Origin of the sequence: Neobacillus sp. PS2-9 (genome assembly GCF_030915525.1) — a bacterium.
In the GTDB taxonomy this organism is placed as follows: domain Bacteria; phylum Bacillota; class Bacilli; order Bacillales; family Cytobacillaceae; genus Neobacillus.
This window is the reverse complement of the sequence record NZ_CP133269.1, coordinates 1,060,328-1,085,479: the sequence shown is the minus strand read 5'-3', so window position 1 is coordinate 1,085,479 and position 25,152 is coordinate 1,060,328. Positions and strand designations below refer to the sequence as shown.

Genomic DNA, 25,152 nt, shown 5'->3' with positions numbered 1-25,152 from the left:
GCCAGCGGGCGGGTTTCTTTAGTAAAAATATTAACCGATGGAACCTTCCATCTCAAACTTAATCAGACGGTTCATTTCAACGGCATATTCCATTGGTAATTCCTTTGTAAATGGCTCGATGAAGCCCATAACGATCATTTCAGTAGCTTCTTGTTCAGAAATACCACGGCTCATCAAGTAGAAAAGCTGCTCTTCTGATACTTTAGAAACCTTGGCTTCGTGCTCAAGTGAAATGTTATCGTTTAATATCTCATTGTAAGGAATGGTATCTGATGTCGACTTGTTATCCATAATTAATGTATCACATTCGATATTAGAACGGGCACCATCTGCCTTACGTCCGAAGTGCACCTGACCACGGTAGGTTACTTTACCGCCGTGCTTAGAAATGGACTTGGAAACGATTGTTGAAGATGTGTTTGGTGCTAAATGAATCATTTTTGCTCCAGCATCCTGATGCTGACCTTTACCTGCAATCGCAATAGATAAAGTCAAACCACGAGCACCTTCACCTTTTAAAATAACGGCTGGGTATTTCATTGTTAACTTAGAACCGATATTTCCGTCAATCCATTCCATTGTTGCGTTTGCTTCACAAACTGCACGCTTGGTAACTAGGTTGAACACGTTGTTAGCCCAGTTTTGAATGGTTGTGTAACGGCAATAAGCATCTTTTTTAATAACAATCTCAACCACTGCACTGTGCAGGGAGTTAGTTGTATAGACTGGTGCAGTACAACCCTCAACGTAATGCACGTGTGCACCTTCATCTACGATGATTAAGGTACGTTCAAACTGACCCATGTTTTCAGAGTTAATGCGGAAGTAAGCCTGTAAAGGAGTATCCACTTTCACACCTGGTGGTACATAGATAAATGAGCCCCCTGACCATACGGCAGAGTTAAGTGCAGCAAACTTGTTATCTGTTGGCGGAATTGTTTTTCCAAAGTGTTCCCGGAAAATATCTTCATTTTCTCTTAAAGCGGAATCGGTATCTTTAAAGACGATTCCTAATTCTTCTAGTTCTACCTTCATGTTGTGATAAACAACTTCAGATTCATACTGTGCAGATACCCCAGCAAGGTACTTTTGCTCTGCTTCAGGAATTCCTAGTTTATCAAAAGTAGCCTTGATTTCTTCAGGTACTTCATCCCATGACTTCTCAGATTTCTCCGATGGTTTTACATAATACGTAATTTCATCAAAGTTTAAAGAAGCCATATCGCCGCCCCATTGTGGCATTGGCATTTTGTAAAAATGCTCAAGCGATTTCAAACGGAAGTCTAACATCCATTGGGGTTCGTTCTTCAACTTAGAAATTTCTTTTACTATATCATCTGTTAAACCGCGTTTTGATCGGAATATGGAAACGTCTTTATCGGCAAAACCATATTTATAATCACCGATTTCTGGCATTTTTTTCGCCATCGTCTTATTCCTCCATTTCTTAAACGAATAAGGCCTAAAAATGCCCTATTTCATCCTATTCTTTTTCATCTTCTTTCAATCCTTTTTCCATTGCCTTCCACGCTAACGTGGCACATTTAATGCGGGCTGGAAACTTGGCAACCCCTTGGAGGGCCTCAATATCACCTAAATCAAGGTCTTCATCATACTCTTTCCCTTGCATCATATCAGAGAAGATTTGTGACATTTTTAAAGCCTCATCGATCTTTTTCCCTTTAATTGCTTGAGTCATCATCGAAGCCGATGACATGGAAATCGAACAGCCTTCCCCTTCTTGCTTTGCATCAACCACAATTCCATTTTCCACCTTAAGGCTCAATTGAATGCGGTCTCCACATGTAGGGTTATTCATGTTAATCGTATGGCTTCCATCCTCCAACACACCACGGTTTCGAGGATTTTTATAATGATCCATAATGACTTGACGGTAAAGTGAATCTAAATTATTAGAAGACATCGCTGAAATACTCCTTTGTTTTGACAAGCCCTTCAACGAGTTTATCAATATCCTCTTCAGTATTATATAAATAGAAGCTAGCACGAGCAGTTGCTGAAGCCTTAAGCCACCTCATCAACGGCTGTGCACAATGATGTCCCGCACGGACAGCAATACCTTCTGCATCTAATACGGTTGCTACATCGTGTGGATGTACGTCTGTTAAATTAAATGTTATGAGACCTGCGCGTTTCGCCGCATCAAGCGGGCCATAAATCGTCATACCTTCAACTGCAGACATTTTATCTAACGCATAAGCAGCAAGCTTATGTTCGTGCTCAGCAATATTCTCTAAGCCTATTTCAGTTAAAAAGTCGATGGCAGCTCCTAGACCAATCGCACCTGCAATTATAGGTGTTCCGCCTTCGAATTTCCACGGAAGCTCTTTCCACGTTGATTCCTGCAATTGCACGAAATCAATCATTTCACCGCCAAATTCAATCGGCTCCATGTTTTCTAGTAAATGTTTCTTTCCATAAAGAACGCCGATACCAGTAGGAGCGCACATTTTGTGTCCAGAGAATGCAAGGAAATCGCAATCCAAATCCTGAACATCAATTTTCATATGCGGAGCACTCTGCGCACCATCTACTACCATAATTGCCCCATTTTCATGGGCGATTTGTGCAATTTCTTTCACCGGATTAATAACGCCAAGTACATTTGATACTTGCATCACAGAAACAACCTTTGTGTTCGCTGTAATGGTTGCACGTACATCATCAAGTGAGATGGTTCCATCCTCTTGGAGAGGAATGTATTTTAACTGGGCACCTGTCCGTCTGGCCACTTGCTGCCATGGGATAATATTGCTGTGGTGCTCCATATAAGTTATAACGATTTCATCGCCTTCTTTAAGATTAGCGGCAGCATAGCTTGCTGCCACAGTATTAATAGAAGTCGTTGTTCCTCTTGTAAAAATAACTTCCTGAATCGATTTAGCATTGATAAATTTGCGAACCTTTTCTCTTGCCCCTTCGTACGCATCAGTAGCTCTTGTTCCTAAAGTATGCACACCACGATGGACATTGGAATTGATTTCACGGTAATATTTATCAACTGCCTCGATCACTTGAAGCGGCTTTTGTGATGTAGCAGAACTATCTAAATACACCAACGGATTGCCGTTCACTTCTTGGTCTAGGATCGGAAACTGTTTGCGAATATCCTGGATATTCATTAGCGTACTTTCCTTTCGATCACTTCAGTCAGTTGTTTCTTTACTCCTTCTATCGGAAGCTGGTTAACAACCGGTGCAAGGAAGCCATGAATGATTAAGCGCTCTGCTTCTTGCTTTGGAATTCCGCGGCTCATTAAGTAGTAAAGTTGCACTTTATCCACTCGGCCGACAGATGCAGCGTGACCTGCTGTTACATCATCTTCATCTATTAAAAGAATTGGGTTAGCATCTCCGCGCGCTTTTTCGCTAAGCATTAATACGCGTGATTCTTGCTCGGCATTTGATTTAGAAGCGCCATGCTCGATTTTTCCAATCCCATTAAAGATGGAAGTTGCACTATCCTTCATAACACCATGCTTTAGGATGTACCCTTCGCTATTTTTCCCAAAGTGAACAACCTTTGTCGTAAAGTTTTGTGTTTGCTCTCCACGTCCAACGACAACTGTTTTTGTATCACCATAGGAACCATCACCAATTAGGTTGGTTGTGTTCTCAGAAATAGTGTTTCCTTCGTTCATTAACCCTAACGCCCACTCAATACGTGCATCTCTTCCAGCAACACCGCGACGGTTCACATAGGTAGTTGTTCCTTTTGCAAGGTAATCTACTGCACCATATACAACCTTCGCATTGTTATTTGCGATAACCTCTGAAAGAATGTTTACCACAGAATTAGAATCTTCAATCGTTGAAATATAGTTTTCAACATATGTGACAGAGCTGTTATCTTCTGCTACCACGATAACATGGTTAAAAAGATTAGCTTCCGCGTGGTCGTGAACGTAAACCGCTTGAATAGGTTGAGAGATGACTACGTTCTTTGGAACATATAAGAAGACTCCACCGTTCACAAGTGCCGTATGAAGGGCAGTGAGACGGTGTTCGTCAGCATTAATTGCTTGTGTCATATAATACTTTTTCAAAAGCTCGCCATGCTCTCTAGCTGCTGTGAAAATGTCTGTAAAGATAACACCCTTACTTTTTAGATCTTCTGATAAAGATAAAAAAGCAGGAGTTTGATTACGTTGTATATATAGATTCTTATCATCTGCTTCCAAATCAACTAAAGCTTTTACTTCCTCCGGTAATTCATCAAGAGAAGAATAAGCAGCACTTTTAACAGTATGTTGATTGAACTGAGTGAAATTCCATTTATCTATTTTTGTTTTATCAGGTCTTGGCATTGGCAGTTGTTCAAAACTCTCTAATGCTTTGAGACGGAACTCTTCAAACCAAGCAGGCTCGTTCATTTCTTTCGAAAAGGAGCTTACAAAACCCTTATCAAATGGTAATTTTGTTTCTGTTGTCATTGTAATCCTCCTAACACTATCTTACGCTTCTTGCCCAACTGTTTCATCTTCAATTCCAAGCTCTTGCTTGATCCAGTCATATCCTTCTGCTTCTAAGCGTTGTGCTAACTCTGGCCCGCCTGATTTCACAATACGACCCTGCATCATAACGTGCACATAGTCAGGAGTGATATAGTCTAAAAGACGTTGATAGTGAGTAATAACTAGGCATCCGAATTCTTCGCCTCGCATTTCATTGATTCCTTTTGACACAACTTTTAATGCGTCAATATCTAGCCCTGAGTCAATTTCATCCAGGATCGCAATTTTTGGTTCTAACATCATTAATTGTAAGATTTCATTACGCTTTTTCTCTCCACCAGAGAAACCTTCATTTAAGTAGCGTTGCGCCATATCAAGGTCCATTTCAAGGAATTCCATTTGCTTATCCATCTTACGGATGAATTTCATTAATGAAATTTCATTACCTTCACCTAGGCGACTATTTAATGCTGAACGTAAAAAATCGGCATTGGTTACGCCGTTGATTTCACTTGGATATTGCATTGCTAGGAATAGACCTGCACGAGCGCGCTCATCTACTTCCATTTCAAGGACATTTTGTCCATCTAAAGTAATGTTACCACTAGTTACTTCATATTTAGGGTGACCCATGATTGCAGATGATAAAGTGGATTTACCAGTTCCGTTAGGTCCCATAATTGCGTGGATTTCTCCACCTTTCACTTCAAGGTTAACACCTTTTAAAATTTCTTTCCCATCAATTCCTACATGTAAATCTTTAATCGTTAAAGTTGATCCAGCCATATCTATACCTCCGAAAAGAAAGTGTTGTATCTTGCAGACCGTGTTAGGTCTATAACTCTATTCTCATTTTATTCTCATTACAATCTTATAACAAATGAAATGTATTAGCAACTCTAAAACAGTAAAAACAGTACCCCTATTTTCATTAAGTAATTGCTAATTGAGAATAAGAAGTGCTTTTTAAAGAATTTTCTGATAAAAAAATTCTTGAACCCATATATGTAAAAATACACTCGGTTAAAATCATACCTTATTTTTTCAACTTTTGCCAAGTGAATTTGGGTGTATATCTCTTCTATTTTTACCCAATTCTAACGTTTCATGTATGACTTCAGAAATAGCAAAAGCCAGTGAATAGCTCACTGACTTTTACTATTTTCTTCTTATTTATATGGTAATCGTTTTTTATTCAGAAACAGGTACAACTGCACCTTTGTATTTTTCAAGGATGAAGTCTTGGATTTCTTTTGAATGAAGGACTTCTACAAGAGCTTTGATTGCGTCTTTATTTTCGTCACCTTTACGAACGGCAATGACGTTTACATATGGTGATTCTTTGTCTTCAATTGCAATAGAATCCTTCACTGGGTTTAATCCTGCATCAATTGCGTAGTTAGAGTTGATCAATACTGCATCACCTTCACCATTATTGAAGATCTGTGGTAAAAGCTTCGCTTCATAGTTTGCATCAAATTTTAGGTTCTTTGGATTTTCTACAACGTCTTTTAATTCTGCTTTTGTTTTATCAATGCCTTCTTTTAACTTGATTAAGCCTTGTGCTTCTAGTAATGAAAGTAGGCGGCCATGGTCAGCTACAGAGTTACTCATGATTAAGTGAGCACCCTTTGGAAGGTCACTTAACTTTTTATATTTTTTAGAATAGACACCGATTGGCTCGATGTGAATACCGCCAGCGTTAACAAATCCGTAGTTAAATTCTTTGTTTTGTGATTCTAAGTAAGGGATGTGCTGGAAGTAGTTTGCATCTAATTCTTTTGAAGCCAATGCTTTGTTTGGTAAAACATAGTCAGTGAAAGTTGTGATTTCAAGGTCGATTCCTTTTTCTTTTAATAACGGTTTTGCTTGTTCTAAAATTTCAGCGTGTGGCACAGTTGAAGCCCCAACTACTAATTTAGTAGTGCCACCCTTTTCTGAAGTACCCTCAGATTTTTCTTCTGATTTACCGCAAGCTGCAAGAGCTAGGGCTAATGTTAAAGCTAGTAAAACGGATAACCATTTTTTCATGTTGAACTCTCCTTTTATTTTTATCTTTTATCTAATTTTGAAGTGATGAGATCACCAATTAACTGAATGATAAACACAATAATTAAAATAATGACGGTAGCGACAAATGTGACGTCATTTTGATTTCGTTGGAAACCATAGTTGTAGGCAAGGTTTCCTAATCCACCTGCACCAATCGCTCCTGCCATTGCTGTGTAACCCACAAGAGCAATAGCTGTAACGGTAATACCGGAAATGAGCGCTGGCATGGATTCTGGTAGTAGCACCTTCCAAATGATCGTGCTTGTTGTTGCTCCCATTGACTTAGCGGCTTCAATGACTCCTTTATTAATCTCTCGAAGACCAATCTCCACCATCCTTGCATAAAAAGGGGCAGCCCCAATAATCAGTGCCGGCAAGGCCGCATCTTCTCCAATCATCGTTCCTAATAAGAAGGTGGTGAACGGGATTAATAATACAATTAAAATGATGAACGGAATGGAACGAAAAATATTAACTATTCCACTAATAATCGTATTAATCGGTTTATTCTCCCACATATTACCTTTCGTTGTTAGGAAAAGAAGTAAACCTAAGATTGTCCCCAAGATAAAGGTAACGAGAACCGAAATGGCTGTCATATAAACGGTGTCTTTCGTTGCGTCCCACATCATGAGCCAATCGACATTTTCAAAATATTTTCCACTATTATTCATTTGTTACCACCTCCAAACCAACCTGCTGGGAACGAATAAAGTCTATGGCTTTGTTTACTTCTTTTTCGTCACCATCAAGATGAATAAAGAGAGTTCCATATGAACCACTTTGTGTTTGCGAAATTTTCCCCTGCAGAATATTTACTGTAACCTCATGGTGTCTGATTAAATTTGAGATGAGCGGCTGCTCAGCTGACTCGCCAATGAAAGTCAATTGAACGACCTGACCAGAATGATACCGTGCCAGCAAATGTTCCGCTGTTTCTTTTGTTTCTTCAGGCTCTGTCACCTGTTGAACAAATCGCTTCGTGATTTGCTGCTGCGGATTACGGAACACATCCAAAACGGAACCAAGCTCAACTACACGGCCGCTTTCCATGACGGCAACCCGATGGCAAATTTTTCGAATAACATGCATTTCATGTGTAATCAACACAATGGTCAGACCTAGTCGCTTATTGATATCGACTAATAAATCCAAAATGGAATCGGTTGTCTGAGGGTCCAGTGCTGAAGTTGCTTCATCACAAAGTAAAACCTTTGGATTATTAGCAAGGGCTCTCGCAATCCCTACCCGCTGCTTTTGTCCCCCACTCAATTGAGAGGGATAGGCGTTTTCACGTCCCTCAAGGCCGACGAGTTTGATGAGCTCATTGACTCTTTTCTGTCTTTCCGGTCCCTTTATACCTGCAATTTCCAGTGGAAAAGCAATATTTTCACTTACTGTTCTTGACCAAAGTAAGTTGAAATGTTGAAAGATCATACTGATTTCTTGACGTGCTTTACGAAGCTCACTGCCCTTAATCTTTGAAATGACACGACCAGCCACTGTGACTGATCCATCGGTTGGTAGCTCCAACCCATTAAGCATTCGAATTAACGTACTTTTTCCGGCACCACTATATCCGATGACTCCGAAAATTTCCCCCTCTTGAATTTCTAAATTCACGTCATCGACCGCTTTTAGCTGGCCTTGTTTGGAAGGAAAAATCTTACGGACGTTTTTTATTGAAATCATTTGAATCACCCGCTTCTATCCTATTTACCTAAAATTCAGAAAGTATCTACTATAACCTGACATTTACTTATAGAATTTGACTGTACCCCTGAAAAGATTCTATTTTAGAAAAATAAAATGCCTTTCTGCACGGGCAGAAAGGCATTAGTAAAATAGACCTTTCTCCCATCTCCCAAAGCAAACGCTTTGTGTGAATTGGCACCATTTCAATGTAACATTGACGGTTGCCGGGCTTCATCGGGCACATCCCTCCACCTCTCTTGATAAGAGCTTACAGCATTCTATATTCAATTAACACGTTAGTCAGTTTAAGTAGTTATTTTAGTACGAAAGCTATCGTATCATGGATAAAAAAGGGTGTCAATAAAAAAATCTATTAATTCTTACTTATTGGATGAGGTAAATTTTAGGCATTTGCTTTGACAGATGCCAATCCCGTTGCTGTCTCAATCGCAGATTCGAGATCATCAATTAAGTCTTCAACATTTTCAATCCCAATAGAGAGACGGATTAAATCTTCTGATACACCTGCTGCCTTCAACCCCTCTGCATCTAATTGTTGATGGGTAGTACTAGCTGGGTGAATGATTAGACTTTTTGAATCGCCAACATTGGCCACATGTGCCCATAAGGATAGAGAATCAATGAGCTTCGCTCCTGCTTCCTTCCCACCTTTAATTCCAAAAACAACCATGGACCCTGCACCTTTAGGTAAATATTTTTTCGCTAATTCATAGTCCGGATGTGATGGATGCCCCGGATAGGATACCCATTCTACTGCTGGGTGGTTTAATAAATAGTCCACAATCGTTTTCGTATTGGCTACATGCTCTTTCATCCGAACATGCAGGGTTTCAAGGCCTAGTGTAAATTGGAATGAATTTTGCGGGCTCAGTGCCGGACCGAGATCACGCAATAACTGTACACGTGCCTTTACAATATACGCTACAGCGCCCAATGCTTCTGCATAGACAAGATCATGGTAGCTTGCATCCGGAGTCGTAAAGCCAGGGAATCTAGAAGAGTTCCAGTCAAACTTCCCACCATCAACAATTATGCCGCCCGTTGATGTCCCATTACCTAATAACCACTTTGTTGCCGAGTGAACAACAATGTCTGCCCCGTACTCAATTGGTCTGCATAAGTATGGTGTCGCAAAGGTATTGTCGATAATTAATGGGACACCTGCCTCGTGTGCAATATCAGCCACTTTTTCAATGTCTAACACACGTAAGCTTGGGTTCCCGATTGTTTCTGCAAAGACAGCCTTTGTTTTTGGAGTAATCGCTGCTCTGAAGTTCTCCGGATTTTCCGAGTCGACAAATTTAACGTTAATTCCGTACTTTGGAAGGGTCACTGCGAATAAATTATAGGTTCCACCATAGAGGTTGGAAGCAGCAACAATCTCATCTCCTGCCTCAGCCACATTCAGAATGGCGAGGGTAATTGCTGCCATACCACTAGCAACGGCCAGGGCTCCGACACCGCCTTCTAGCAGGGCTACTCTCTCTTCAAATACGGTTGTAGTAGGATTATGAATACGGGTGTATATGTACCCTGGTTCTGCTAAACTAAATAGGTTTGCTGCATGTTCAGTGTTTTTGAATTGATAGGCATTGTTTTGATAGATGGGAACGGCACGCGCTCCTGTTACTGGATCTGGAGCCAATCCTCCATGAACACTCAAGGTTTCAAAACGATATTTCTTTTGATTTTCTCCCATTTTCCTAGCTCCTCCCTTAACAACATAAACAAAAACCCCCGCTTCATAAGAAGAGGGGGCTCTCTTCTTATCTTTCAGAGCTTTTTATGCTCTGCTGGATTTAGCACCGTGTATAAACCGGTTGCCGGGCTTCAAAGGGCCAGTCCCTCCGCCACTCTAGATAAGAATGTTTATGTGGTTGTTTTAATTAATAGAATATTTAAACAATATATTACATGATGTCCCTTTAGAAGTCAATGTATTTTAAATGATGTTTGCAAAATCTTCCTGTGCTTTTGTTAGGTAAAAAAGGGACTCCAGTAATAGGCTAATTCTTAACGGTGCATCTACTTTTATTTCTTCTTTTTGTTCTAGTACTCGCAGCCTTGCCGCTCCTTCAACTAGTTGTTTCATTGACAAATCGCTACCTCTAATTTCATAGGCCACTTGATGCTCAGATGGATTTTGGAGAATAAACACTGCCCCATTTTTTATCACTAACTGGACCAGTTGCTGGTCGCAACGAAGGTTTACATGGACTTCTGCCTGACGAATTAAAGGATACACATGCTCCTGTTGTTGCATTTTCACAAGAAATTTTTGGATTTCCTCTATCATTTTTACCACTCCGGTCTATACTCTTATATCTAAACTATTCAGCAATAGGAGCGGAATTCCTTTTATAATCGCTCGACAATATTTGGGCTAATGGTCATAATTTTCCTGAGAAATATGTCGGATACTTAGGGTTTATGAAATGTCGGTAATTGGTCACACATTTGGAGTGGCTTTTTAATTAAACTGAAAATGGTAGGATGTGGTTTTCTATTTTGAAAGGATGTGGATTATGGCTTATAAAGAGCGGTGTGAATCGATGGAATTAATAATTCTTAAATTACTTTCCCAACGAATGACTCTAGAAGATAAATACAAACAATCATATCACAACCTCGAAAAGGGATATGAGGGTGAAGTTGTGTTTGATTTATTGACAGAAAAGTTGAGCTGTAAAAGTTTTATACTAAACGATTTATTGCTGGAGACCAGTGGTGCGAAATTCCAAATAGATTCTTTAATAGTTACTCAAGACCCAATTTATCTTTTCGAAGTAAAGAATTATGAAGGTGATTATTATTATGAATCAGGTAGGTTCTATACCATTTACAAGAAAGAAATTACAAACGCTTTACTACAAATTGAAAGAAGTGAATCCTTACTCCGGCAGCTTCTCCAAAATCTTGGGTATCGAATCCCCATTAAAGCGTATGTAGTTTTTATTAACCCCGAGTTTTATTTATATCAGGCTCCCCTAGACAAACCTATTATTTATCCAAATCAGCTTAATCAATTTATGAAAAAATTGAACAATCATCCTTCGACATTAAAAGACCACCACAAAAGGTTAGCTGACCAATTAGTTTCTATGCACCAAACTGATTTTAAAAAGGACAAGATTCCCCCTTATGATTTGCATTCTGTTAAGAAAGGAATAAATTGTTGTTTATGCCATTCCTTTAACGTTACTGTTTTAGGCAAAAAATTAGTTTGTGATGTTTGCGGTTATACAGAAGGTCTTGACAGCTCTATATTGAGGGGAGTAAATGAATTTAGTTTACTATTTCCAAATGAAAAAATAACAACCAATGTGATTCATGATTGGTTTCAAGTGTTGGATTCAAAGAAGACTTTTTTAAGGGTTTTGAAGAAGAATTGTGATGCTGTTGGAAAGAAAGAATTTATTTTTATTAAATAGAATTAGTTTTTCCACAGAACTAATAATAGCAAAGGGTATGCTGATATTACGGGGGTTATGATCTTTCCTCTTTTTCGGGGACATCGGGATTTGTGAACCTTTCACAATTCCCATACTCGCTCTTTTTAGAGGCTACAGGATTTGTGAGCCCTTCACAATTCCCATACTCGCTCTTTTTAGGAGTCTACGGGATTTGTGAGCCCTTCACAATTCCCATACTCGCTCTTTTTAGGAGTCTACGGGATTTGTGAGCCCTTCACAATTCCCATACTTGGTCTTTTTAAAGGCTACGGGATTTGTGACCCTTTCACAATCCCGATACTTGCTCATTTGGGTTCTATGAGGCTGTAGAGTCCCAATGTATTTGCTCACATTCCCCATATCGGAAGTAAAAAGCAGACACCCCGAGGTATCTGCTCCACTAAATATAACTCTTAATTTTATCCAACAAAAACGGAACAGAATGAAATGCATACAGCATTTCTACTACCTTTCCGTCTCTCACGATTAACAGACAGGGTACACTTTCAATCGCTAAATCCTTCGCCAATTGTGGATAAAAATTTAAGTTCATTTTTCCCATTGGCCTATCTACCAACTCTTCGACCACCTGCAGCATCTTGGAAGCGAGCTGGCACGTACCACAAAGTGGTGTATAAAAATAGATTAGTCCTGTTGACTTATTTTCAAGGAAATCAACAAAATCATTTTGGTTCCATTCGTTCATTTTTCGTTATCCCATTTCTAAAAACTCAGTATGCACATCGATGTTCGCCCCTAAAAGCACAGTCGCCAAATGCTGTACTGGTGCCGTTGCGACCTCGCGATACATCCGATCAATATATATATGCTCAGCATGTGGAAATTCCCGCTTAAATTGCTTACGAAGCTTTTCACCTGCTTTATCTGCATCAACAAGAATATAGACATCCTTATCCTCAAGAAACTCGATTAATTCATCGAGTCTCGAAACACTGATGGTTCCATTCGTACAAATGATTTCAACCGGTTCCTTTACAATACTTTTTACCTTATTTTTATCTGACTTTCCTTCGACAATAAGAACTTTGTCAACATACGAATCATTCATATCCATCACCTGTAATAGAAGTTGTTTATGTTAACATATTCTAAAATTTTGATTACGTGTGTCTTCTTCTTAGTATGTTAACTATATCATTATTGTCATCTTAAAAATAGGTATTTGCTCATACTCACGACGGCTACAACGTAGGAGTTAACACCATCCACCTTCATCACAATCGGTATATTTCGCATCAGGTTGATCGGTAACCGTAACATGCTGGTATATCTTTTGTTGGTCAGCCTCAAAGTGATGCTCTAGGTCATACTGCATATTTTCAGGTAGTTTAATTTTTCCGATAGAGGATGATTCTAAGAACAGTTCAATCTCACCATTTTTAATTTTCCCTACTACACGATCAGTAACGTCTACCTTTTGTTGTTTCAATGACATATGTCCACCCTCTTTAATATATTTACGTTTAGTTTCCCCACTTTAGTAGAAGAAATCGTGGAAATTATTATAAAAAAGAGGAACCCCTATATTATTAACAGAAAAAGCACCCTAAAAGGTGCTTTTCTAATGATGATGATTAGTCTTCTTTAACCATTTCTTCGTACTGTTCAGCAGTCATTAGCTTATCTACTTCGCTGCTGTCAGAAAGTTCGATGACAATCATCCATGCTTTTTCATATGGAGATTCATTTACAAATTCAGGACTGTCATTTAAGTCTTCGTTTACTTCTACCACTTTTCCGCTTACAGGAGCATATAGCTCAGAAACTGTTTTAACAGATTCAACGCTTCCGAATGGCTCGTCAGCTGATACTTCAGTACCAACTTCAGGTAGTTCTACGAATACGATATCTCCTAATTCATGCTGTGCAAAGTCAGTGATACCAACGCGCACCTTTTCCCCTTCAACTTTTACCCATTCATGTTCTTCTGAATAACGTAACTCTTTTGGTGTACTCATTCGCTTAAATCCCTCCATTGTTTTTTCTAAAATCTATCATCGAATAAAATCGATTACCATGAGTCAGGAAAGGAAGAGCAGGCTTATTGCCACATTTTTTCATACTCTTCTTCTTTAAAGCCTACGGTGACTCGTTCGCCATCCGTTAAAATCGGCCGTTTGATTAACATCCCATCGGAAGCAAGTAGGTCTAGCAGCTCTTCGTCCGTTGCTGACTTCATCTTATCCTTTATACCTAATTCACGATACTTCATACCGCTCGTATTAAAGAATTTTTTAAGTTCTAGTCCGCTTTTTTGATAAAGATCCTGCAGTTTCTCACGACTTGGGGGATGTTCCACAATATGTACTTCTTCATAGGAAAGTTGATGGGCATCCAGCCATTTCTTAGCGTTTCGACATGTGCCGCATTTTGGATACCAGTAAAAAGTCATCGACATAAGTTTCACCGCCTTTTCCCACTTCATTCAATGACATAATCACGTCATTTGAATATTATCATAACGTTTTTCAAAATCCTAATGCAAAAAATATGTTCCAAATAAAAATTCGACTAATTTCGTAAATACTCCTTCTTTATCTAAATATAATTTTAAAAAATAAATAGCCCCCTTGAGAAAAAGGGAGCCCTGATTTCATTTTAAACGATATAGCGTTCTGCTTCGATAAGCGCGTCTGCTGCTTCACGCTTTTTCGCAATCACGTTAATTGGCGTGTGGCGAGTAAACTTGCGAAGAGATGATAACATCATGCGAAGAGTATCACCGTGTTCAACGGCCACCAATGTTTCTTTCGCATCTGCTTCGATTTTATTAAATGCTTCTTGGCAGAAAATTTGTGTGTAAAGAAGCTTTTGTTTGCTCTTCTCCACTCCATCTTTAGCGATTGCTTTTTCTGTACGTAATACGACAGATTCCATAGCATACGCATTAGAAACAATATCAGCAATGTTTACGAATATTTCTTGTTCTTTTTCAATCGCCTTGCCGTATTTTTGTGCGGCTAAACCAGCTGCAAGCAAACCAATTTTCTTCGCATTTTTCACCAAATATTTTTCTTGTGCTAACGGCTCATCACCTGGCTCCTCAGGCATAAGCATCATAAGTTCTTCTTGAAGTGCCATTGCTTTTTGGAATAATGGAAGCTCACCCTTCATAGCTTTACGCAGATACGTGCCTAATACTAACAAACGGTTGATTTCGTTTGTACCTTCGAAAATGCGGTTAATACGAGAATCACGGTATGCTCTCTCGATTGGGTACTCTTGCATGAAACCATATCCGCCATGAATTTGAACGCCTTCATCAACGACATAATCTAACACTTCACTGTTAAAAAATTTGTTTAATGAACACTCAATCGCATACTCTGCAATTGAATTGGCCACCTTTTTAATGTCTTTCGCTTCCTCATCGGTCAGCTTACCTTGGTTATCCTCATATAATCCGATTGTACGGTAAACAGCACTTTCTGCTGCATAAATTTTGGATGCCATTGTACCAAATTTCTCTTTTGTTAAGTTGAACTGAGCGATTGGCGTTTTAAACTGCTTACGGCCATTTGCATACTTTACAGTCATTTCAAAGGCACTCTTCGATCCGCCTACACCGCCAACAGCTAATTTATAGCGGCCGATATTTAAGATATTAAAGGCAATGACGTGGCCCTTACCAAAATCACCTAATAGGTTTTCAACTGGTACAGGAACATCTTCTAAAATAAGAGTACGAGTGGAAGAACTCTTGATCCCCATTTTCTTCTCTTCAGCGCCAGTTGAAACGCCTGGGAAGTTTCTTTCAACGATGAATGCAGTGAAGTGTTCACCATCCACCTTTGCATACACGACGAATACATCTGCAAAGCCTGCGTTTGTAATCCATTGTTTTTCACCGTTTAAGATATAGTGTGTGCCTTCAGCATTAAGCTTCGCTGTTGTTTTAGCACCAAGGGCATCAGAACCTGATCCTGGCTCAGTTAATGCGTAGGCAGCCAGCATTTCACCTGATGCAAGGCCAGGTAAATATCTGCCCTTTTGGTCATCGTTACCGAATAATACAATTGGCAAGGACCCAATACCAACGTGGGCACCATAAGAAAGTGAGAATCCGCCAGCCCTAGACATTTTTTCAGTAATTAATGAAGAAGTAATTTTATCTAGACCTAGACCATCAAATTCTTCTGGTACGTCAGCTGCTAAAAGACCAAGCTCCCCCATTTCCTTTAGAAGCTTTACCGTACGATCAAACTCATGGTTTTCTAAGTGTTCAATTTGTGGTAGTACTTTGTTTTCCACAAAGTCTTCTGCTGTTTTAGCAATCATTTTGTGCTCATCTGAAAAATCTTCCGGTGTAAATACTTGATTATAAGAAACATCCTCAATTAAAAAGCTTCCGCCTTTAATAATCTTTTCTGTTTGATTTGCCATCTCTATTCCTCCTAGACTTTAATTAGCCAGGGGCTAAGTCCCGCTTACCCCTGGTGCGTCTTGATTACAAAAGTTCAAATACTCCGGCAGCACCCATACCGCCGCCGATACACATGGTAACTACACCGAATTGCTCGTTCCTGCGTTTTAATTCATGAATAAGTGAGAGTGTTAGTTTTGCACCCGTACATCCTAGTGGGTGTCCAAGGGCAATCGCACCACCATTTACGTTCACAATTTCTTCGTTAAGACCTAATTCTCTAATTACCTGAAGCGACTGTGAAGCAAACGCTTCATTCAATTCAAACAAGTTAATATCGGATAATTCTAATCCAGCTAGCTTCACTGCTTTTGGAATAGCTACCACTGGGCCGACACCCATAATTTCAGGTGGCACGCCTCCAACTGCAAACGATCTGAATTTTGCTAGTGGCTTCAAACCAAGTGCTTCCGCTTTTTCACGGTCCATGACCATCAATGCAGCTGCTCCGTCACTTGTTTGCGACGCATTACCTGCCGTTACCGTTCCTGTAACAGAAAAGGCAGGACGAAGTTTACCTAATGTTTCTAAGTTTGTATCTGGACGAACGCCCTCATCTTGTGAAAATTGGATTGTTTTTTCAACTAGTTTATTGTCATGTCCAACAGTACGAATGGTCACATCAACTGGTACGATTTCATCGACAAATTTTCCTTCTGCAATCGCTTTGGCTGCCCGCTGATGACTTCTTACCGCAAAAGCATCTTGGTCTTCACGGCTGATGCCATATTTCTTTGCTACTTCTTCTGCTGTATGGCCCATTCCCATGTAATATTGCGGTGCCGTTTCGGCTAGTTTAATATTCGGCCGAACCACATGTCCCATCATGGGAATCATGCTCATTGATTCGGCTCCACCTGCAATAGCTGTGTCAATTTGCCCTGTCATAATTCCTTGTGCTGCATAGGCAACCGCTTGTAGCCCCGAAGAACAGAAGCGATTGATTGTGATAGCAGGGACCGTATGTGAAAGCCCTGCAAGTGCACCGATATTACGAGCCATGTTATTCCCTTGTTCTGCTTCAGGCATAGCACAGCCAATGATTAAATCATCAATATTTCCTTCATAGTTTCCTGCACGTCTTAATGTTTCTTTTACCACCAATGCTCCCAAATCATCAGGACGAACATGGGCAAGCGTTCCTTTCTTTGCCTTACCTACCGGGGTTCTGGCTCCTGCCACGATTACCGCTTCTCTCATGCAAGTTCCCTCGCTTTCTATCGAATTAGAAAAATAAAAATCTATTATTAGTTACGTAGAGGTTTTCCTTTTACAAGCATGTGCTGCATACGTTGTTGTGATTTTGGCTCTGCAATTAGACTTAAGAATGCTTCTCTTTCTAAATCTAATAAATATTGCTCATCTACTTCCGTTCCAAATGGCACTCTGCCACCGGCGATCACATAGGCAACCTTCTTAGCAATTTTCAAATCATGCTCGGAAATATAGCCAGATAAGCGCATCGCTTCTGCACCCAGTAAAAGTGTTGCATAACCGGTTTCACCGACTACGGGAACCTTTTTACGTACTCTTGGCTTATAGCCCTGCTCATGTAAGGCAAGAACGGCTTGCTTCGCATCATACAATAGGTGATCCCCATTAAAGCTGATGCCATCAGATCCGTCTAAGAAATTCGTTTCGCGTGCTTCTTCAGCGGATGTAGAAACCTTTGCCATTGCAATCGTTTCAAACACTTTGTTAGCGACGTTTTGCAAATCAAACGGAACACCGCTTGGAAGATTTTCTAAGTGCTTAATATAAAGCTCTTTGTTTCCACCGCCGCCTGGAAGCAGGCCGACACCGACTTCAACAAGCCCCATATAGGTTTCTGATGATGCTTGAATATGTGCCGTTGGCAGACAAACCTCTGCACCGCCGCCAAGTGTCATACCAAATGGTGCTGCCACCACTGGCTTCGAGCTGTATTTCACTTTTAATAATGCGCTATGGAGGTGACGGACCACTAAATCAAGCTCATAGATATTGTCATCCTGTGCTTCCATCAGCATCATGGCGAGGTTCGCACCGACACAGAAGTTCTTTCCTTGGTTACCGATGACAAGGCCCTTATAATTCTTCTCCACCTCATCCACAGCAAAATTGATCATTTGAACGATATCAAGACCAATGGCATTATTCGGTGAATGGAACTCTAGGAGTGCCACACCGTCGCCAATGTCAATTAGGCTCGCGCCACTGTTCTTCTTAATGACACCTTTTTGGTTTTTAATCTTTTTAAGGTCAATTACCTTCGGATTAAATTCTACTAAACGATATTGACCCTTATGATAGAAGAAGGATTCACCGTTTTCCTCGATATAGAAGGAGGTAAAGCCTTTTTCAAGCATCTCCGTCACCCAATCAGGTACTTCCATTCCTTCTTCCTGCATCTTTTTAACTGATTTTTCAACACCAATTGCATCCCATGTCTCAAACGGTCCTTTATCCCAGCCAAATCCCCATTTCATGGCACGATCAATGGCTACGATATCATCAGCAATTTCACCTAATAGCTTTGCTGAGTAAAGAAGCGATTGCTTGGTCGTATTCCATAAAAATTGCCCCGCCTTATCATTGGCGTAAACAAGCGCTTTCAATTTATTCCCTGAGCCTTTTTCCTGTTTTGCCAATTCAACAGATGGAGTTGTCAGCTTTTTACGCGGTCCATATTCCAATGTGCTTGGATCAAGCTCAAGAATTTCTTTTCCTTTTTTCAAGAAAAACCCTTGTCCGGACTTGCTGCCAAGCCAGCCTTTTTCCACCATCGCCTTAAGAAAAGTAGGAATTTCAAACACTTCTTTCTCATGGCCATCCACTTTCTCATAGACGTTGTTGGCAACATGATAGAAGGTATCTAATCCAACTACATCCAATGTACGGAATGTTGCACTCTTCGCACGGCCAATCAGCGGACCTGTGATGGAATCAACTTCTCCAACACTTAAGCCGCCTTTTAACATTTCTTGAACCGTAACTAGAAGACCGTACGTACCAATGCGGTTTGCAATAAAGTTAGGCGTATCCTTTGCCACTACCACGCCTTTTCCAAGTACATCCTCACCGAAAGTTTTCATAAAGGAAAGAATTTCTGGATCCGTGTACTGAGTTGGAATAACTTCGAGTAATTTTAAATAACGAGGTGGATTAAAGAAATGTGTTCCTAAGAAATGCTTTTGGAAATCTTCTGAGCGGCCTTCAACCATCGCCTCGACAGAGATACCTGATGTATTAGAACTAATGATACTTCCAGGTTTACGGAATTGATCCACTTTTTCAAAAACCTGCTGTTTTACCTTTAAGTTTTCAACGACTACCTCGATAACCCAGTCGACATCTTTCAATTTCACTAAATCGTCTTCAAGGTTTCCTGCTTCAATGAGAGCAAGATTTTTCTTGGAGGTCAGTGGGGCCGGCTTTTGCTTTAATAGCTTTTGAATAGCGGTCGCACTGATTCGGTTGCGAACTTGTTTATTTTGTAATGTAAGTCCTTTAGCTTCTTCCTCTTTCGTTAATTCACGTGGCACGATATCCAATAATAGTGTAGGAATTCCGATATTCGCTAGATGTGCTGCAATCCCTGAGCCCATAACTCCTGATCCTAGGACAGCTGCTTTCTTAATTAATTGGTTCAACACTGTCTCCCCCTTCAAACTTTGAATGAATACTCATTCATTTTTTAGTCAAAAAAAATATTTCTGAATGAGCTTTGTTATTATTTATAATAAAATATTTCGAAAATTTGTGCAATCGATAATAGCGGAAATTTGAAATTTTTTTGAACATTTGTCTCCTCTTACATAATTTCTAAGCACTGGGCATCCTATTCTTGAGGTGATAAAGATGGCGAAAATGAAAAAGAACCCTTCCAAAGCTGGAGTTAGTGCGGCTAGTGTCAAGGGAAATGGCGGGCCAGGAAATGAAGAGGCCCACCTAGACAAAAAAAACAGCCAGAACAATCAGTTCAAAAGGTAATTAAAATCCAAAGAACAAGGAGGATTCTCTATGCAGCAACAAAATATGAACATGCAAAATCAACAAGCGACCATGCAACAGCCTCCAGGTGTAGTATCGACGAAGGATGCTCTTTATTTAACCGATATGATGTCATGGAATTTACTCTCTGCGAAGAAAGCACACTTCTTTGCCGGACAGTGCCAAGACCCTGAGATTAAAGCGGAAGCAGAAAAGGTTTGCCAAATGCATGAGCGTCACTACCAACAACTTCTAGGCCACCTAGGCATGCATTCAGGCCAGCAACAGCCACTTAACAACATGCAATAACGAAAAGCGGAATCGCCTTGGTCAGCCCCGACAGGCAAATGTTCTTTGGCAAGAAAAGTCCGCCTTTTGACTTTTATTGCCGAAGGTTATTTGACCCGAGGGGCTAGGCGCTGGAGCTAGACAAAAAAGGAGGAATCTGATGATGAACCAAAGCCAACAAAAAATTCAAAACCCTGAATCACAGGTGCCAAAAACTCCACAAATGAACGATCGTGATTTTATTAATGATATCCTGTCTACGGAAAAATATATGACTACGGCTTACACTATGGCTCTGCATGAAGCTAGCCACGAAGGCTTGTATCAGGATGTTATGCAGATTTTCACTGAAACACAACAATGTCAGCGCGACCTTTACGACCTTATGTTTAGAAAAGGCTGGTATGCAATTGAAGCTGCCGATCAACAAAAGCTTCAGCAATCGTACCAGCAGTTCCAAGGTTATACAAACCAGTTGCCACAGCATGGCGGCGGCAATACCACTATGCAATAAGAAAAGCGCAAGCGCCTTGGTCAGCCCCGACAGGCAAATGTTCTTCTGCAAAAAAGTCGTTCTTTGACTTTTATTGCAGAAGGTTATTTGACCCGAGGGGCTAGGCGCTGGAGCTGGACAATTCTCGAAGTCGAATTTTAAACATTTTTATTATTTAAGCTAAAACCCGAAGGCGCCGCCTCCGGGTTTTTTATGTACTTATTGAGCTGATTTCCGATGCTTTTCGTTCATCTGCTTAATTTCGCCAACTATCTGTTTTATTTCTTCTTTCCCATCAGGGTACAGTTCATTCCAATGCTTAGCTAAAGCAGGCATGGACTTCGCAATATGCGTATACAAGGCCCACGCCTTCACTTTTTCCTTCACCTCTTCGTTGGATTCTCCAACCAAAAGCTCACTATACTTCTCAAGCAAAGCTTCGAACTGCTGAACAAATACTTTCTCCATCATGACACCTTCCATCCTTAGTTACATGCGTACATGGGCATACTTTACAGCGTTTTCCTGCTGCAAGCTGATAAGAGAAACAGCACGTTTTTCGTAGACGAATCTCTTCATCCATTTCTTCTACAAACGTCTTTTCTGCATAATAGCGTTGCAGGGGATTTAAGTTATATTGGCCGAATAAAGAACCTTCTGCTTCTAGTAACAAATAACGGAAGTCGTCTGCTACATTACTATTCTCGTTCTCTTTTAATTCTTTTTCATAGAGCCAAAACAAGTAAACAGCAATATTTTCCCACAGAATTAACTTGGATATACCAACAGCTTTTTCTAATGCCATAATGATTGGATAAATGTTATTGGCGAAAAGGTCCCGGAGCACAATATCACGCCATAGAGTGCGATCCTCTCCATTCCAATCCTGTGTAGTCATCTCCTTCAACGAAAAAGACGGGAGCCAGGCTTTCCCCTGTTCAGGAGATTCCATTGATACATTTTCTACCGATACATTCAGCTTTTTATTCCAAACACTCATACTATAAAGGACCGTTACCGCTAAAAAAGCATATCTTTTGATAAAAATGGATGCGGCAACCTTTGTGGAAGGTGCACCAATGGTCAGAGCTAACTTTTCAAGAAAGTCTTTAAGGAATGACTCGTCAAGCAGAGAGGCAATAGGAAAAGAATTCGTACTTTTACTGCCCAACCTGTATTTCTCCAATACAAGAAGTTCATTTTCTGTCAGCTCTTTATCCATTCATCGCCACCGCCTTATCGATAATACATCTTCCCCTGCCATAAGGAATGCATAATGGTGTTCCGAATAATGGATCCATCGTGACCTCACAGTCCATACCAAACACATTTTTCACAAGGCCACAATTGATGACATGCTCAGGCTTGCCCTGGGCATACACCTTTTTATCCTTAATAGCTACCACGTTATGAGCATAACGGCAGGCAAGGTTAAGGTCATGAAGGACCATCACAACGGTCCGCTTTTTCTTTTCATTTAATTCAAACAGTAAATCGAGAATTTCGATTTGATGTGTCATATCCAAGTAAGTGGTTGGTTCGTCTAAAAGAATGACATCTGTATCCTGAGCTAAGGTCATGGCAATCCAGGCACGCTGTCTTTGTCCGCCTGAAAGTGAGTCTACTGTTCTTTCTTTTAACTCCTCTAAACGGGTTGCCTTTAAGGCTTCATTGACCTTTTTTTCATCTTCCTCCGACCATTGTTTTAACCAAGTTTGATGAGGGTAGCGCCCCTGTTTAACGAGTTGAAGTACGGTTAGCCCTTCTGGTGCGGAAGGAGACTGAGGTAAAATGGCCATCCTTTTGGCGATTTCCTTAGTTGAAATCTTTGCGATGGCTTTTCCTTCGAGCAACACACCGCCAGAAGTTGGCTTCAAGAGACGGGCGATCGAACGAAGAAGGGTAGATTTCCCGCACCCGTTTGCTCCAATAAAAACGGTGATCTCACCCTTTGGAATTTTTAAATCCAACTCATTAATAATGAGGGTCTCTCCATATGAAAGTGATAAATTCTTCGTTTCAATCGCGTTCATTCTCATGCCAGCTCCTTCGTTAACGTTTGTCTTCCATTATGCATTTCTTGTTTTAAAAAGTAAGTAGATAAAATATGGTGCCCCGATACCGGCTGTAAACACACCCGCAGGTACCTCCATAGGTGAAAACATGGTTCTTCCAATCAAATCGGCTGTCATAACAAGAATTCCACCAATAAGTGCAGAAGCCGGAAGCAGCGCACCAAAGGAGGAGCCTACTAATCGCCTTGCCATATGCGGTGCCATCAAGCCAACGAAACCAATTCCTCCAGCAAAAGCTACCGAACTTCCAATCAAAGCGGTGCTAATCATCAATAATAAAAATCGTTGTTTTTGGACCTTTCCACCTAACCCCGTTGCCACTTCATCGCCTAGTTCTTGAATATTAATGGTTCTCGCTGCAAAGAAAGCAATTAAGAGGAACGTAATCGTCCAAGGAACCAATGTAGCAACATTTTTCCAGTTAGAGCCGTAAACCGTACCTGTAATCCATATGTTTGCCTGACTTGCCTGATAGATCGGTCCCATAATCATCATCAATGTCGTTAGTGCTTGCATCAAAGTGGATATCCCAATCCCGATTAAAACAAGACGTATAGGCGATACTCCATTTTTCCAAGCAAGGATGTACACTAAAAAGGCAACAATCCCAGCACCCAAAAAGGCGGCTAACGGAAGCCAAGCAATACTGACTGTTAAAGCATTATTTTTATCACTAAAGAAGGCTAAAAATCCAACCACTGCAACAGTCGCGCCACCAGTAATTCCAAGAACATCAGGCGATGCCAGCGGATTTCGAATCATCCCTTGTAAAATACCACCGGCCACCGCTAATGAAATACCAACCATTAAGGCAACAATGATTCTTGGCAATCGAAAGGAGGTAATAATAAGCTTTTCCATTTCAGGACCGCCGCCGAACAATACTTGTACCACCGTGAGTGGGTTAATTTTCATTTCCCCCATCCCTGTACTAATAACAAAGACAATGAAGGCTGCAATCAGCAGGATGATAAAAGTGGTAGCTGCCTTCTTATCGATTAAAAAAGAGATTTTATCATTGAATAAGCGAAAGTTTTTATATTTGCTCATCGTCCGTTGAACCCCCTTCTTGCAATAAAAATAAAGAATGGAGTCCCAATAACCGCTGTCATGACACCGACAGGCACTTCAGATGGCATTAAGACATATCTTGCAGCGATATCTGCTGCCAATAAGAGGATGGCTCCCAAAATACCGGATAAGGGAATCACCCAACGATGATCAATTCCAATAATGGATCTTGTAATATGAGGAACAACAATCCCCACAAAGCCAATCGGACCAGCGACTGCTACTGAACCGCCCGCAAGTAGGATCACAATGACTCCAATGGCTAGTTTGACTAGCCCTGTGTTTAGCCCCAGCCCCTTAGCCACATCTTCCCCCATGGACAAGATATTCATTTTTCCAGAAATAAGCACGGCTCCTACCCAGCCAACACCAATATAAGGTAAGACAGAAAACAAGGTCTCCAATTTTCTTCCTTGAACAGACCCTGCCAGCCAGAACAATACCTGCTCCAATGCCGCTTCATCAACTACAAGCAAGCCTTGTGTAAAAGATGAAAACATGGCTGACATCGCTGCTCCAGCTAAGGTTAGCTTCATCGGTGTTAAGCCTTCACGACCGAAGGAACCGATGGCATATACACTGACAGCGGCTACAGCTGCACCCAAGAATGCGAGACCGTTGAATGCTTGAAGGTCTGTTACTGAAAATAAAGTAATGGCCACAACAACTGCAAACCCTGCTCCCGCATTAATCCCAAAGATTCCTGGCGATGCCAAAGGATTTTTGGTTAATGTTTGCATGAGAACCCCAGCAATGGCAAGGCTTGCCCCCACTGCGGAAGCAATTAATGCTCTCGGAAATCTAACAGTTTGAATAATAATATGTTCGTTTGACCCATTATAACTCGTATAGGACTCGATTGCTGTCCGCCAGCTAGTGTCTGTATAACCATAGATGACACTGGCACACATTAATAACAGCATTAGCAAAATGGCAGTGATTAGCCCCAGCCATTTTAATGGTGTACTTTTTAACAGCATGTGATTGAAACCCTTCTAACATGTTTATAGTAGTAATTAATTTAAGTCTATCTCTAAATGATAATGATTGTCAATGACTATGAAAATCATTTTCATTTACCTTTTAAAGTTTGTTTACAGTGTCGTAAATGATTT

At 40.5% G+C, this 25,152-nt stretch carries 27 protein-coding genes and 2 riboswitches; of the genes, 4 read left to right on the top strand and 23 right to left on the bottom strand.

The genetic code is table 11. The features are described from left to right. Positions 1–30: 30 nt before the first annotated feature. The 10 genes from sufB to RCG25_RS05205 form a co-directional block, all read right to left on the bottom strand. Positions 31–1,428 (bottom strand): Fe-S cluster assembly protein SufB, encoded by a 1,398-nt coding sequence (gene sufB, locus RCG25_RS05250; protein ID WP_308082632.1) that lies wholly within the window; start codon positions 1,426–1,428, stop codon positions 31–33. A gap of 55 nt (positions 1,429–1,483) precedes the next feature. Then, positions 1,484–1,924, bottom strand: a complete 441-nt coding sequence (gene sufU / locus RCG25_RS05245) for a Fe-S cluster assembly sulfur transfer protein SufU (protein WP_308082631.1) — start codon at positions 1,922–1,924, stop codon at positions 1,484–1,486. Next, entirely contained in the window at positions 1,914–3,143 is a 1,230-nt protein-coding gene (locus tag RCG25_RS05240) for a cysteine desulfurase (RefSeq protein ID WP_308082630.1), read from the bottom strand. The genes sufU and RCG25_RS05240 overlap by 11 nt, the downstream gene beginning before the upstream one ends. Next, entirely contained in the window at positions 3,143–4,453 is a 1,311-nt protein-coding gene (sufD, locus tag RCG25_RS05235; RefSeq protein ID WP_308082629.1) for a Fe-S cluster assembly protein SufD, read from the bottom strand. The genes RCG25_RS05240 and sufD overlap by 1 nt, the downstream gene beginning before the upstream one ends. A gap of 21 nt (positions 4,454–4,474) precedes the next feature. After that, positions 4,475–5,260, bottom strand: a complete 786-nt coding sequence (gene sufC, locus RCG25_RS05230; protein WP_308082628.1) for a Fe-S cluster assembly ATPase SufC — start codon at positions 5,258–5,260, stop codon at positions 4,475–4,477. 405 nt (positions 5,261–5,665) lie between these two features. Continuing rightward, positions 5,666–6,505 (bottom strand): MetQ/NlpA family ABC transporter substrate-binding protein, encoded by an 840-nt coding sequence (locus tag RCG25_RS05225; RefSeq protein ID WP_308082627.1) that lies wholly within the window; start codon positions 6,503–6,505, stop codon positions 5,666–5,668. A gap of 20 nt (positions 6,506–6,525) precedes the next feature. Next, positions 6,526–7,200, bottom strand: coding sequence for a methionine ABC transporter permease (locus RCG25_RS05220; RefSeq protein ID WP_308082626.1), 675 nt, complete (start codon positions 7,198–7,200; stop codon positions 6,526–6,528). Next, positions 7,193–8,218, bottom strand: coding sequence for a methionine ABC transporter ATP-binding protein (locus tag RCG25_RS05215; RefSeq protein WP_308082625.1), 1,026 nt, complete (start codon positions 8,216–8,218; stop codon positions 7,193–7,195). The genes RCG25_RS05220 and RCG25_RS05215 overlap by 8 nt, the downstream gene beginning before the upstream one ends. 162 nt (positions 8,219–8,380) lie before the next feature. Next, positions 8,381–8,488: riboswitch (SAM riboswitch) on the bottom strand. 136 nt (positions 8,489–8,624) lie between these two features. Next, on the bottom strand, positions 8,625–9,941 hold the full coding sequence (locus RCG25_RS05210) for an O-acetylhomoserine aminocarboxypropyltransferase/cysteine synthase family protein (RefSeq protein WP_308082624.1): 1,317 nt from the start codon (positions 9,939–9,941) through the stop codon (positions 8,625–8,627). Between the two features lie 64 nt (positions 9,942–10,005). After that, positions 10,006–10,108, bottom strand: a riboswitch (SAM riboswitch). Between the two features lie 76 nt (positions 10,109–10,184). After that, entirely contained in the window at positions 10,185–10,538 is a 354-nt protein-coding gene (locus RCG25_RS05205; RefSeq protein ID WP_308082623.1) for a hypothetical protein, read from the bottom strand. A 229-nt stretch (positions 10,539–10,767) separates the two neighbouring features. Here RCG25_RS05205 and RCG25_RS05200 point away from each other — a divergent pair, with 229 nt between their 5' ends. After that, the gene (locus tag RCG25_RS05200) at positions 10,768–11,673 is read left to right on the top strand and encodes a nuclease-related domain-containing protein (protein WP_308082622.1); all 906 of its coding nucleotides are present in this window, start codon (positions 10,768–10,770) and stop codon (positions 11,671–11,673) included. Positions 11,674–12,094: 421 nt separating this feature from the next. Here RCG25_RS05200 and RCG25_RS05195 read toward each other — a convergent pair whose 3' ends face one another. From RCG25_RS05195 to RCG25_RS05160, 8 genes are all read right to left on the bottom strand, one after another. Further along, the gene (locus RCG25_RS05195) at positions 12,095–12,400 is read right to left on the bottom strand and encodes a thioredoxin family protein (protein ID WP_308082621.1); all 306 of its coding nucleotides are present in this window, start codon (positions 12,398–12,400) and stop codon (positions 12,095–12,097) included. A 6-nt stretch (positions 12,401–12,406) separates the two neighbouring features. Further along, positions 12,407–12,763, bottom strand: coding sequence for a toprim domain-containing protein (locus RCG25_RS05190; RefSeq protein WP_308082620.1), 357 nt, complete (start codon positions 12,761–12,763; stop codon positions 12,407–12,409). A 147-nt stretch (positions 12,764–12,910) separates the two neighbouring features. After that, positions 12,911–13,150 (bottom strand): YusG family protein, encoded by a 240-nt coding sequence (locus tag RCG25_RS05185; protein WP_308082619.1) that lies wholly within the window; start codon positions 13,148–13,150, stop codon positions 12,911–12,913. Between the two features lie 139 nt (positions 13,151–13,289). Beyond that, entirely contained in the window at positions 13,290–13,673 is a 384-nt protein-coding gene (gene gcvH, locus RCG25_RS05180; protein WP_308082618.1) for a glycine cleavage system protein GcvH, read from the bottom strand. Positions 13,674–13,756: 83 nt separating this feature from the next. Continuing rightward, positions 13,757–14,113: an arsenate reductase family protein gene (locus tag RCG25_RS05175; RefSeq protein ID WP_308082617.1), complete on the bottom strand. Its 357-nt coding sequence runs from the start codon at positions 14,111–14,113 to the stop codon at positions 13,757–13,759. Positions 14,114–14,313: 200 nt separating this feature from the next. Next, positions 14,314–16,098 carry an acyl-CoA dehydrogenase FadE gene (locus RCG25_RS05170; RefSeq protein WP_308082616.1) on the bottom strand — a complete coding sequence of 595 codons (1,785 nt, stop codon included), beginning with the start codon at positions 16,096–16,098 and terminating at the stop codon, positions 14,314–14,316. 64 nt (positions 16,099–16,162) lie between these two features. After that, positions 16,163–17,338 (bottom strand): acetyl-CoA C-acetyltransferase, encoded by a 1,176-nt coding sequence (locus tag RCG25_RS05165; protein WP_308082615.1) that lies wholly within the window; start codon positions 17,336–17,338, stop codon positions 16,163–16,165. 47 nt (positions 17,339–17,385) lie between these two features. Further along, entirely contained in the window at positions 17,386–19,770 is a 2,385-nt protein-coding gene (locus RCG25_RS05160) for a 3-hydroxyacyl-CoA dehydrogenase/enoyl-CoA hydratase family protein (protein ID WP_308082614.1), read from the bottom strand. A 208-nt stretch (positions 19,771–19,978) separates the two neighbouring features. On the opposite strand from RCG25_RS05160, the gene RCG25_RS05155 reads away from it, so the two are divergent. The 3 genes from RCG25_RS05155 (at position 19,979) to RCG25_RS05145 (ending at position 20,912) form a co-directional block, all read left to right on the top strand. After that, positions 19,979–20,110: a YuzL family protein gene (locus tag RCG25_RS05155; RefSeq protein WP_307285483.1), complete on the top strand. Its 132-nt coding sequence runs from the start codon at positions 19,979–19,981 to the stop codon at positions 20,108–20,110. Between the two features lie 30 nt (positions 20,111–20,140). Continuing rightward, positions 20,141–20,419, top strand: coding sequence for a hypothetical protein (locus RCG25_RS05150; RefSeq protein WP_308082613.1), 279 nt, complete (start codon positions 20,141–20,143; stop codon positions 20,417–20,419). A 142-nt stretch (positions 20,420–20,561) separates the two neighbouring features. Next, a complete protein-coding gene (locus RCG25_RS05145) occupies positions 20,562–20,912 on the top strand; it encodes a spore coat protein (RefSeq protein ID WP_308084101.1) in 351 nt (116 codons plus the stop codon). Positions 20,913–21,110: 198 nt separating this feature from the next. On the opposite strand, the gene RCG25_RS05140 is transcribed toward RCG25_RS05145, so the two are convergent. The 5 genes from RCG25_RS05140 to RCG25_RS05120 are packed head-to-tail and all read right to left on the bottom strand — an operon-like array spanning position 21,111 to position 25,017. After that, a complete protein-coding gene (locus RCG25_RS05140) occupies positions 21,111–21,359 on the bottom strand; it encodes a YusU family protein (RefSeq protein ID WP_308084100.1) in 249 nt (82 codons plus the stop codon). Then, positions 21,319–22,113, bottom strand: a complete 795-nt coding sequence (fhuF, locus tag RCG25_RS05135) for a siderophore-iron reductase FhuF (RefSeq protein WP_308082612.1) — start codon at positions 22,111–22,113, stop codon at positions 21,319–21,321. Before fhuF ends, RCG25_RS05140 begins: the two co-directional genes overlap by 41 nt. Beyond that, entirely contained in the window at positions 22,106–22,924 is an 819-nt protein-coding gene (locus RCG25_RS05130; RefSeq protein ID WP_308082611.1) for an ABC transporter ATP-binding protein, read from the bottom strand. Before RCG25_RS05130 ends, fhuF begins: the two co-directional genes overlap by 8 nt. A gap of 36 nt (positions 22,925–22,960) precedes the next feature. Then, complete coding sequence (locus RCG25_RS05125; protein WP_308082610.1) at positions 22,961–24,016, bottom strand: FecCD family ABC transporter permease; 1,056 nt, start codon at positions 24,014–24,016, stop codon at positions 22,961–22,963. After that, a complete protein-coding gene (locus RCG25_RS05120; protein ID WP_308082608.1) occupies positions 24,013–25,017 on the bottom strand; it encodes a FecCD family ABC transporter permease in 1,005 nt (334 codons plus the stop codon). The genes RCG25_RS05125 and RCG25_RS05120 overlap by 4 nt, the downstream gene beginning before the upstream one ends. Between the last annotated feature and the right edge of the window lie 135 nt (positions 25,018–25,152).